A 9,757-nucleotide genomic window follows, 5' to 3' on the forward strand; every position below is an offset into this window, starting at 1 on the left:
GCTTCACGCACAGGATGCAATCGGCGGGCGCCTCCGGATTTTCATATCGTGCTTGGCTTCGCCCCTCTTTGGAAGGAAATTAGCGGAACGCGGTGCTATCGTCCGGCCATGTCGCGGCGTTGATATCATTGCATTCGCCGCGATCCGCGTAGAGGATGGAGCGTTATCGTACGGCCGCTGTGGGAGGAGACCGCGCGGCAGGCACGATGGGAGGATAAACATGTTTCAGGGCGGATTGAGCTTCGCGCTTGGCGAGGACATCGACGCATTGCGCGAGAGCGTGCGACGCTTCGCAATGGACCGCATCGCGCCATTGGCGGATGAAACCGATCGCAACAACGCATTTCCGATGCAGCTCTGGCGCGAGATGGGCGAACTCGGCCTGCTCGGCATCACCGCTGGCGAGGAGCATGGCGGTGCCGGCATGGGCTATCTCGCCCATTGTGTGGCGATGGAGGAGATCAGCCGCGCATCGGCCTCGGTCGGCCTCAGCTACGGCGCCCACTCCAATCTCTGCGTCAACCAGATCAACCGCAACGGCAATGACGACCAGAAGGCGCGTTACCTGCCGAAGCTAATTTCCGGCGAATATGTCGGCGCGCTCGCGATGTCGGAGCCCGGCGCCGGCTCGGACGTCGTCTCGATGACGCTGAGGGCCGACAAGCGCGGTGACCGCTATGTGCTCAACGGCAACAAGATGTGGATCACCAATGGCCCGGACGCCGACGTGCTCGTCGTCTATGCCAAGACCGATCCGGCGGCAGGTCCGCGCGGCATCACCGCATTCCTGGTCGAAAAAGGCTATGCCGGATTTTCCACCGGACAGAAGCTCGACAAGCTCGGCATGCGCGGCTCCAACACCTGCGAGCTGATCTTTAAAGACTGCGAAGTGCCCGAGGAAAACGTGCTCGGCACCATCGGCGGCGGCGTCCGCGTTTTGATGTCCGGGCTCGACTACGAGCGCGTGGTGCTGTCGGCCGGTCCGCTCGGTATCATGGCCGCTTGCCTTGATGTCGTCGTCCCCTATCTGCATGAGCGCAAGCAGTTCGGCCAGGCGATCGGCGAATTCCAGCTGATGCAGGGCAAGCTGGCGGACATGTATGTGACGGCAAATGCGGCACGCGCCTATGTCTATGCGGTGGCGGCGGCATGCGATCGTGGCGAGACGACGCGCAAGGATGCGGCGGGTTGCATACTCTACGCGGCCGAGAAGGCGACGGCGCTCGCGCTCGAGGCGATCCAGGCGCTTGGCGGCAACGGTTATACCAACGACTACCCTGCGGGTCGTCTGCTGCGCGACGCCAAGCTCTACGAGATCGGTGCCGGCACCAGCGAAATCCGTCGCATGCTGATCGGCCGGGAACTGTTCACCGAGACGAGCTAGAGCGGGATGAGACGAAAGCGGCCGAACTCGATCCAATGAGGACCTCATGACCGTTCTGAAATCTCACATCTCACCGTCCTCCGAAACGTTCCGGGCCAATCAGGCGGCCATGGCCGAGGCGATCTCGACGGTTGAGGAGGCCGTGAAGCTTGCGGCCGGCGGCGGCGGCGATGCCGCGCGCGAGCGCCACGTCAGCCGCGGCAAGCTTCTGCCGCGCGACCGGGTGGCCAACCTCATCGATCCCGCAACGCCTTTCCTCGAAGTCGGCATGACGGCGGCGCACGGCATGTACAATGGCGATGCGCCGGCGGCCGGGCTGATTACCGGCATAGGCCGGGTGTCGGGCCGCGAATGCATGATCGTCTGCAACGATCCGACGGTCAAAGGCGGCACCTACTATCCGCTGACGGTAAAGAAGCACCTGCGTGCGCAGGAGATCGCCGCGGAAAGCCATCTGCCTTGCATCTATCTCGTCGACTCCGGTGGCGCCAATCTGCCGAACCAGGACGAGGTTTTCCCGGATAGGGATCACTTCGGCCGGATCTTCTACAACCAGGCCAACATGTCGGCTGCCGGCATTCCGCAGATCGCTGTGGTGATGGGATCGTGCACGGCCGGCGGCGCCTACGTGCCTGCCATGTCGGACGAGACGATCATCGTCGAGGGCCAGGGTACGATCTTTCTCGCCGGACCGCCGCTTGTCCGTGCTGCGACCGGCGAGGTCGTCTCCGCGGAGGATCTCGGCGGCGCCGATGTGCATACCCGCCTTTCCGGCGTGGCCGATCACTTGGCGCGTGACGACGCCCACGCGCTGGCGCTTGCGCGCCGCGCTGTCGCCGCGCTCAACCGGCACAAGCCGCTGTCGGTCGAACTCGCGACACCCGAGCCGCCGCTCTACGATCCGCAGGAAATTGCCGGCATCGTGCCTTCCGATCTGCGCACGCCCTACGATATCCGCGAGGTCATCGCCCGCGTCGTCGACGGCTCCCGTTTCGACGAGTTCAAGGCGCGCTACGGCACGACGCTCGTCTGCGGCTTCGCCCATGTTCATGGCATCCCAGTCGGCATCATCGCTAACAACGGCGTGCTGTTCTCCGAATCCGCACTGAAGGGCGCGCATTTCGTCGAGCTCTGTGCCCAGCGCAAAATTCCGCTCGTGTTCCTGCAGAACATCACCGGCTTCATGGTCGGGCGGAAGTACGAGACGGAAGGCATAGCCAAGCACGGCGCCAAGCTGGTGACGGCGGTGGCGACGGCGCGGGTACCGAAGGTGACCATGTTGGTCGGCGGCTCCTTCGGCGCGGGCAATTACGGCATGTGCGGCCGCGCCTTCTCGCCGCGCTTCCTATGGACCTGGCCGAACAGCCGTATCTCTGTCATGGGCGGTGAACAGGCGGCCGGCGTGCTGACGACCGTGCGCAGCGAGGCGCTGAAGCGGGCGGGCACGCCCTGGAGCGAAGAGGAGGAGGCGCGTTTCCGCCAGCCGATCCTCGATCTCTTCGAGCGCCAGAGCCATCCGCTCTATGCCTCGGCAAGACTTTGGGACGACGGTGTCGTCGATCCGCGCAAGACGCGCGATGTGCTGGGCCTGTCGCTTTCGGCAGCGCTCAACGCGCCGATCGAAGACACGCGCTTCGGCCTCTTCAGGATGTAGGATGAGCTGATGAAGCGCGAAAACATCAACGCCAAGAATGCACCTCAACCGCGCGGCGGCTATTCGCAGGCCGTGCGCCTTGAAGATTTCGAGCGCCTGCTCTTTGTCAGCGGCCAGGTGCCGCTGACGGCCGAAGACGCATTGCCGGAGGGTTTCGAGGCACAGGCGCGCCAGGTCTGGGCGAACATTGACGCCCAGCTGACGGCGGCGGGTATGACGAAGTCCGATATCGTCAAGGTGACGGTCCTGCTTGCCGACCGCCAGCACACCATGGCCAACCGCGCGGCGCGTCAGGAGTATCTGGGTGCGCTCGCACCCGCCATGACCGTGGCGATCGCCGGCATTTTCGACGCCGGCTGGCTGCTCGAAATCGATGTGATCGCTGCGCGATAGGGTCCGAGGATGCCGATGTTTTCCAAACTCCTGATTGCCAATCGCGGTGAGATCGCCTGTCGGGTGATGCGCACCGCCAAGCGCCTCGGCATCCGTACGGTCGCCGTCTATTCCGATGCCGATGTCGGCGCGCTGCACGTGGCACTTGCCGACGAAGCGATCCGCATCGGCCCGCCGCCGGCACTCGAAAGCTATCTATCGGCCGACCGCATCATCGCCGCCGCACGCGCGGTCGGTGCGGATGCGATCCATCCGGGTTACGGCTTCCTCTCGGAGAATGCCGATTTCGCCGACGCAGTCGAGGCGGCCGGGATCACCTTCGTCGGGCCATCGGCGCGGGCGATCCGCGCCATGGGTCTGAAGGATGCCGCCAAGGCGCTGATGGAGCAGTCCGGTGTGCCGGTCGTCCCCGGTTATCACGGCGAGCGGCAGGATGCCGACTTCCTCGCGGAAGAAGCGGTGAGTGTCGGCTATCCGGTGCTGATCAAGGCGCGCGCTGGCGGCGGCGGCAAAGGCATGCGTCGCGTCGACAGCGCCACCGAGTTTCCGGCCGCACTCGAGGCGGCGCGGCGCGAGGCGGAAGCCGCCTTCGGCGACGGCTCGGTGCTGATCGAGAAGTACCTGACGAAACCCCGGCATATCGAAGTCCAGGTCTTCGGTGACCGGCACGGCAATATCCTGCACCTCTTCGAGCGCGACTGCTCGCTGCAGCGCCGCCACCAGAAGGTGATCGAGGAAGCGCCGGCCCCCGGCATGACCGCGGAAGTGCGGCGCGCCATGGGCGATGCCGCGGTTCGGGCGGCGCAGGCGATCGGCTATGTTGGTGCCGGCACAGTCGAATTCATCGCTGACGTGACGGATGGGCTCTGGCCGGACCAGTTCTATTTCATGGAGATGAACACCCGTTTGCAGGTGGAGCATCCGGTGACGGAGGCGATCACCGGTATCGATCTCGTCGAGTGGCAATTGCGCGCCGCCGCCGGCGAAGCGCTGCCCAAGCGCCAGAGCGAGATCGGCATCGACGGCTGGGCGTTCGAAGCCCGCATCTATGCGGAAGACCCGTCCCGCGGCTTCCTGCCGGCGACCGGGCGGCTGACGACGCTGAGCTTTCCGGAGGATGGCGTGCGTGTCGATGCCGGTGTGCGGCAGGGAGACCGGATCACGCCATTCTATGATCCGCTGATCGCCAAGCTGATCGTTCATGGCCCGAACCGTTCGGCAGCGTTGGCAAAGCTCGAAAGCGCATTGAGGACTTGCCGCATCGGCGGCACGGTTACCAATCTCGATTTTCTGGCGCGTCTTGCCGCCGAGCCGGATTTTCGCGCCGGGCATCCCGATACCGGCCTCATCGACCGTTCGATCGATCAGCTCACGGCAACGAAGGCGCCAAGCGATGCGGCGCTGGCGCTGGCGGCGATCGTTTCCACCGGCGCCCTGCTGCCGGATGGATCTGCCGATCCGTGGTCGTCACTCGGCCATTGGCAGATCTGGGGCGACGCCAGCAGGAACGTCACGATAGAGCACGCAGGCGGACGGGCGATTGTGACGCTCGCTGCCCGCGGCCGCGACCAGTTTGCGGTCCATACCGGAACAGCGGCTCTGCCTGTGGTGATCCTCGACCGGTTCACCGATGGCGCTCGCGCCGAAATATCCGGCGCGCAGCATGAGTTCCGCTTCCTGCGCGAAGGCGAGCAGATCACCCTGTTCCTCAACGGTGACACTTACGCCCTGCGCCTGCCCGACGCGCTTGGCAGCGGTCATTCCAGCGAGGTCGCCGACGACGAGGTGTCGGCGCCGATGCCCGGTATCGTCAAGCTCGTCCGGGTCCGCCCGGGCGACGCGGTCGAAAAGGGGCAGGCGCTCGCCGTCATGGAAGCGATGAAGATGGAACTCACACTGTCGGCCTCGCGCGCCGGCGTGGTCGAGAGCGTACTGGTCAGTGAAGGCGAACAGGTGAGCGCCGGCGCCGTGCTGGTGATGCTCCAGGCGGAGAGCGCGGAATGAGCGGAGCGGGGCCTGAGCACGTGACGATCGTCGAAATGGCGCCGCGTGATGGGCTGCAGAATGAAAGCCGTCTGGTTGCGACCGCCGACAAGATCCGCCTCGTCGATCTGCTATCCGACTGCGGCTACGAGCGGATCGAGGTGACGAGCTTCGTCAGTCCGAAATGGGTGCCGCAGATGGCCGACGCGGCCGAGGTGATGGCCGGCATTATCAGGCGACCGGGTACGCGCTACGCCGTGCTGACGCCCAATATGCGCGGGCTCGAGGGAGCACTTGAAGCCGGCGCCGACGAGGTGGCGATCTTCGCCTCGGCTTCCGAGACCTTCTCGCAGAAGAACATCAACTGCTCGATCGCCGAAAGCATCGCGCGGTTTCGCCCGATAGCCGACGCCTGCCGTGAGCGCGGGCTTTTGCTGCGCGGCTATGTCAGTTGTGTGGTCGAATGCCCCTATGAGGGTGCGATCGCGCCGGCCAGTACCGCCCATGTCGCCGGACTGCTCGATGATCTCGGCTGCTATGAGATCAGTCTCGGCGACACGATCGGTCGCGGCACACCGGAGGCGGTGGACGCGATGCTGGTGCCGGTTCTGGAGCGCATTCGGTCCGAGCGGCTTGCCGGACACTTTCACGATACGTCCGGCCGCGCGCTCGACAATATCGCCGTGGCGCTCGACCGCGGTTTGCGGGTCTTCGATGCCTCGGCCGGCGGTCTCGGCGGATGTCCCTATGCGCCTGGGGCGGCCGGCAATGTCGACACGCTCGCCGTCAACGCCTTCGTCACCGGCATGGGGTTCTCGACTGGCCTCGACACGGCGAAGCTCGAACAGGCGGCCGCTTTCGCGCGGACCTTGAGGACAAGATCATGACCTTCGAAACGATCCGGGTCGCGACCGACGCACGCGGCGTCGCGCGGCTGACGCTGGCACTACCGCAGAAGCACAACGCATTGTCGGCGAAAATGATCGGCGAACTGACCGAAGTCGCTTATTCGCTTTCGGACGATCGCTCGGTCCGGGTCGTCATACTGGAAGCCGAAGGCCGCAGCTTCTGCGCCGGCGGCGATCTCGGCTGGATGCGTGAGCAGTTCGATGCCGATCGGGCGACCCGCATCGCCGAAGCGACGCGGCTGGCGATGATGTTCAAGGCGCTGAACGAGATCGCCAAGCCGGTGATCGGCCGCCTGCACGGCAACGCCTTCGGCGGCGGCGTCGGCCTCATGAGCATCTGTGATGCCGCAGTCGCGTCGACCGATGCGAAGTTCGGGCTGACCGAGACGCGTCTCGGCCTGATCCCGGCCACCATCAGCCCCTATGTCGTCGCCCGCATCGGCGAGGGCAAGGCGCGGCCGCTGTTCATGTCCGCCCGCCTGTTCGGCGCCGATGAGGCGAAAGCCCTGGGGCTGGCCACGGTCGTTGCTGCGACGGATGCCCTGGATGCGGCGGTCGAAACGGAGATCGAACCCTATCTGGCAGTGGCGCCCGAGGCGACCGGGCGGGCCAAACGGTTGGCCCGTTCGCTTGGACCACCGATCACCGGGGACACCATTGCCGCGACGATCGAGCAGCTCGCCGATTGCTGGGAATCCGATGAGGCTCGCGAAGGTGTCGGCGCCTTCTTTGACAAGCGCGAGCCATCCTGGCGGCAATAGACCATCCTTGAAATGGGCATTATTTGAGCTTATTTTGATCGTAAGATGATCAATGTAAGATCGGATCGTGCCATGGCTGCTGTCAGTTTCAATGTTTCTGCCGCCCACTACGGCGAGAGCCACTCCTCCTTCCTCTCCGCGAGGCTGGTCGCCGATCGCCTCGGCGTGACGCTTGCGGAACTGGCGAAGTTGATCGGGGTCGCGCGCAACACGCTGACGGCGAAATCCAGCGCCCGCAAGGTCGATGCGGCGTTGAGCAACGTCGTGCGCATCCTCGCCATGGTCGGCGAGATGGCGGGAGACGACAGCCGCGCCGTCATCTGGTTCAAGCACCAGCCGATCCCCGGCTGGGCCGGCAAGACGGCCTATGACCTTGTCGGCCAAGGCAAGGCCGACAAGGTGCTCGCCTATCTCGAGGCCGTGCGTTCCGGTGTCTACGCCTGATGGCGGGAGGCGAGCCGGTGCGCCTGTGGCGCGCCTATGTCCCGCGCTGGGCACATGCGCCGCTCTCCGGTGAGGGTGCTGCGCGCTTCGGCGGGCGGTGGAATCCAGTTGGGACGCCGACGATCTATGCGGCCCGCGAACTCTCCACTGCCTGGGCGGAATACAATCAGGGATTCGTTCAACACCCGGCGCTGATCGCGCAGCTCGAACTGCGCTATGCGCGGCTCGCGGACGTGACAACGGCGGATGAACTGGCCGTGTTCGGTGTCACCGCGGATATCCACCGTTGTGAATGGCGCGACGCGCTTGATCGAGGTCACGTGCCGGAGACGCACCGCCTGCAGGCGGAGCTCAGCGCCCAAGGCTTCGCTGGCCTGATTTATCCGTCGTTCATGTCGCCCGGCGGCACCTGCGTCGCGCTCTGGCGCTGGAACGAAGGTGAAGGCCCCGAGCTGAAGGTCATCGATCCCGAGGGGCGTCTGCCGAAGACACCGGCTTCCTGGCTCTGAAGCCGCCTCTCTGAAAGGCGCAACTCCGGACGGAAAACCGCTTCACACTTTTCCTGGAGTTGCTTCAGAGCACCTTGCCGGGATTGAGGATGCCGTTTGGATCGAGCGCGTGCTTGATCCGCCGCATGAGTTCGAGCTCGGCGGGGCTGCGCGAATGGTCGAGGAAATCGCGCTTCAACGTGCCGATGCCGTGTTCGGCCGATATCGAACCTTTGTAACGTCGTACGATCTCATAGACGATGCCGTCGACAATGTGCGGCGTTTCCGCGTCGCTGTCCGGTTGCGAGAAGGCGATGTGCAGGTTGCTGTCGGCGACATGGCCGAAGAAGGAGACGTGGGCGACCGGGAAACGCGCGGAAAGCGCCTTATCGCATTCCGCGGCGAAGCGGCCGATATCGCCGATCGGCAGGCTGACGTCGAGGTTGATCAGCGCGGGCAGGAGCTGGTCCATCGCGTGGCCCTCGCGGATGCTCCAGAACGAGCGGCTTTCCTTCTCCGACTGGGCAATCAGCGCATCGCTGATGATGCCGGCTTCGAGTGCCTCGCCGAGAAAGGCCTCGAACGCATCGCGCTCGCTGTCGTCACCCAGGAGATCCTGTTCGACGATCACGGCGAAAGGCGGGATTTCATCAAAGAGCTTTTGCTTTTCCGCCTCGGCGTTGAAGCGGAAATAGTTCTGCCACATGGCCTCGAAGGCCGAGAGCCCCGGCAGGCGCCGCTGGCAATGTGTGAGGAAGGCAACCACATTATCAAAGCTGCCGAGGGCACAGAGCGCTGTCAGCCGGCCGGCTGGCAGCGGCCGCAGACGGAGGACCGCGCGGGTGATTACGCCGAGCGTTCCCTCGGAGCCGATGAAATACTGCCGGAGATCGTAGCCGGTGTTGTTCTTGATCATCTTGTTGAGCGACGAGATGACAGTCCCATCGGCCAGCACGACTTCGAGGCCGAGCACGTTGTCGCGTGTCACGCCATAGCGCAGCACACGGATGCCGCCGGCATTGGTGGCGAGATTGCCGCCGATCTGGCACGAGCCGCGGGCACCAAGATCGATCGGCAACAGGAAGCCGGCGTCTTCTGCAGCGCGCTGGGCCACCTCGAGCGGCGTGCCGGCACGCACCGTCATGGTTCCTGCCTGCGGGTCGATCTCCTCGATGCCGGTAAAACGTTCGAGCGAGATCACCACCGCGTCGCCGCCGGCATTGGCGCCGCCGGCAAGCCCGGTCAGACCGCCCTGGACGACAACGGCTTGGCCGCTCGCGTTGCAAAGGCGAAGGGCTTCGGAGATCTCCTCGCTGCTTGTCGGTCGGATCACGGCCTTTGGCAGATCACGACCGGTGAGGCTGGCGTCGCTGCGGTGGCGTTCACCGATCTCGGTTCCGGTCAGGACGATGTCGTCGAGGGCTTGTTTCAGGTCGTCAACGATCGTCATGCGCTTCTCCCGTTTCCGCGGCCATTGTCGGCCGCGGGCGTCCCTGCTTAGCGCAAATCGAAGCAAACCGAAATCAGCCGACGAAGCTCAAGCGTGCTTCGTCGGCGTGTGGTGGCCGGTGAGATCAGGTGCCGGTGCGGGCAAGCTCGAAGGTTTCCGTCTCGCCGGTTTCCTCGACCTCCTGCTGTTCCGTCTTTCCCTCTTGGGTCTCTTGCCTGTTGTCGCGGAAGAGTTTCCACTTTGTCGGCCGGAAGGCGATGCGGCTGTGGTCGCCGGCGGCGGCGCGTTCGGG

9 protein-coding genes are annotated in these 9,757 nt (G+C 64.9%); 8 read left to right on the forward strand and 1 reads right to left on the reverse strand.

The features are described from left to right. The first annotated feature begins 220 nt into the window (after nucleotides 1–220). From V7S54_RS15980 to V7S54_RS16015, 8 genes are all read left to right on the forward strand, one after another. Nucleotides 221–1,384, forward strand: coding sequence for an isovaleryl-CoA dehydrogenase (locus tag V7S54_RS15980; protein ID WP_065376673.1), 1,164 nt, complete (start codon nucleotides 221–223; stop codon nucleotides 1,382–1,384). Between the two features lie 46 nt (nucleotides 1,385–1,430). Next, nucleotides 1,431–3,038 carry a carboxyl transferase domain-containing protein gene (locus V7S54_RS15985; RefSeq protein ID WP_065376674.1) on the forward strand — a complete coding sequence of 536 codons (1,608 nt, stop codon included), beginning with the start codon at nucleotides 1,431–1,433 and terminating at the stop codon, nucleotides 3,036–3,038. 9 nt (nucleotides 3,039–3,047) lie between these two features. After that, on the forward strand, nucleotides 3,048–3,431 hold the full coding sequence (locus V7S54_RS15990) for a RidA family protein (protein WP_065376675.1): 384 nt from the start codon (nucleotides 3,048–3,050) through the stop codon (nucleotides 3,429–3,431). Between the two features lie 15 nt (nucleotides 3,432–3,446). Beyond that, nucleotides 3,447–5,435, forward strand: coding sequence for an acetyl/propionyl/methylcrotonyl-CoA carboxylase subunit alpha (locus V7S54_RS15995; protein WP_065376676.1), 1,989 nt, complete (start codon nucleotides 3,447–3,449; stop codon nucleotides 5,433–5,435). Then, complete coding sequence (locus V7S54_RS16000; RefSeq protein WP_065376677.1) at nucleotides 5,432–6,301, forward strand: hydroxymethylglutaryl-CoA lyase; 870 nt, start codon at nucleotides 5,432–5,434, stop codon at nucleotides 6,299–6,301. Before V7S54_RS15995 ends, V7S54_RS16000 begins: the two co-directional genes overlap by 4 nt. Next, on the forward strand, nucleotides 6,298–7,083 hold the full coding sequence (locus tag V7S54_RS16005) for a crotonase/enoyl-CoA hydratase family protein (RefSeq protein WP_065376678.1): 786 nt from the start codon (nucleotides 6,298–6,300) through the stop codon (nucleotides 7,081–7,083). Before V7S54_RS16000 ends, V7S54_RS16005 begins: the two co-directional genes overlap by 4 nt. 72 nt (nucleotides 7,084–7,155) lie before the next feature. Beyond that, complete coding sequence (locus V7S54_RS16010) at nucleotides 7,156–7,527, forward strand: antitoxin Xre/MbcA/ParS toxin-binding domain-containing protein (protein ID WP_065376689.1); 372 nt, start codon at nucleotides 7,156–7,158, stop codon at nucleotides 7,525–7,527. Further along, nucleotides 7,527–8,036, forward strand: a complete 510-nt coding sequence (locus V7S54_RS16015) for an RES family NAD+ phosphorylase (protein WP_065376679.1) — start codon at nucleotides 7,527–7,529, stop codon at nucleotides 8,034–8,036. The genes V7S54_RS16010 and V7S54_RS16015 overlap by 1 nt, the downstream gene beginning before the upstream one ends. 64 nt (nucleotides 8,037–8,100) lie before the next feature. Here V7S54_RS16015 and V7S54_RS16020 read toward each other — a convergent pair whose 3' ends face one another. Next, the gene (locus V7S54_RS16020) at nucleotides 8,101–9,465 is read right to left on the reverse strand and encodes an FAD-binding oxidoreductase (protein WP_065376680.1); all 1,365 of its coding nucleotides are present in this window, start codon (nucleotides 9,463–9,465) and stop codon (nucleotides 8,101–8,103) included. Nucleotides 9,466–9,757: the final 292 nt, after the last annotated feature.

The organism is Ensifer sp. CCNWLY38 (assembly GCF_037120565.1).
GTDB lineage: Bacteria > Pseudomonadota > Alphaproteobacteria > Rhizobiales > Rhizobiaceae > Ensifer > Ensifer adhaerens_H.

What these genes read in the sequence shown, in the direction of transcription:
- V7S54_RS15980 (WP_065376673.1), top strand. Translation starts at nt 221, where the DNA reads ATGTTTCAGGGCGGATTGAGCTTCGCGCTTGGCGAGGACATCGACGCA.
- V7S54_RS15985 (WP_065376674.1), top strand. Translation starts at nt 1,431, where the DNA reads ATGACCGTTCTGAAATCTCACATCTCACCGTCCTCCGAAACGTTCCGG.
- V7S54_RS15990 (WP_065376675.1), top strand. Translation starts at nt 3,048, where the DNA reads ATGAAGCGCGAAAACATCAACGCCAAGAATGCACCTCAACCGCGCGGC.
- V7S54_RS15995 (WP_065376676.1), top strand. Translation starts at nt 3,447, where the DNA reads ATGTTTTCCAAACTCCTGATTGCCAATCGCGGTGAGATCGCCTGTCGG.
- V7S54_RS16000 (WP_065376677.1), top strand. Translation starts at nt 5,432, where the DNA reads ATGAGCGGAGCGGGGCCTGAGCACGTGACGATCGTCGAAATGGCGCCG.
- V7S54_RS16005 (WP_065376678.1), top strand. Translation starts at nt 6,298, where the DNA reads ATGACCTTCGAAACGATCCGGGTCGCGACCGACGCACGCGGCGTCGCG.
- V7S54_RS16010 (WP_065376689.1), top strand. Translation starts at nt 7,156, where the DNA reads ATGGCTGCTGTCAGTTTCAATGTTTCTGCCGCCCACTACGGCGAGAGC.
- V7S54_RS16015 (WP_065376679.1), top strand. Translation starts at nt 7,527, where the DNA reads ATGGCGGGAGGCGAGCCGGTGCGCCTGTGGCGCGCCTATGTCCCGCGC.
- V7S54_RS16020 (WP_065376680.1), bottom strand. Translation starts at nt 9,465, where the DNA reads ATGACGATCGTTGACGACCTGAAACAAGCCCTCGACGACATCGTCCTG.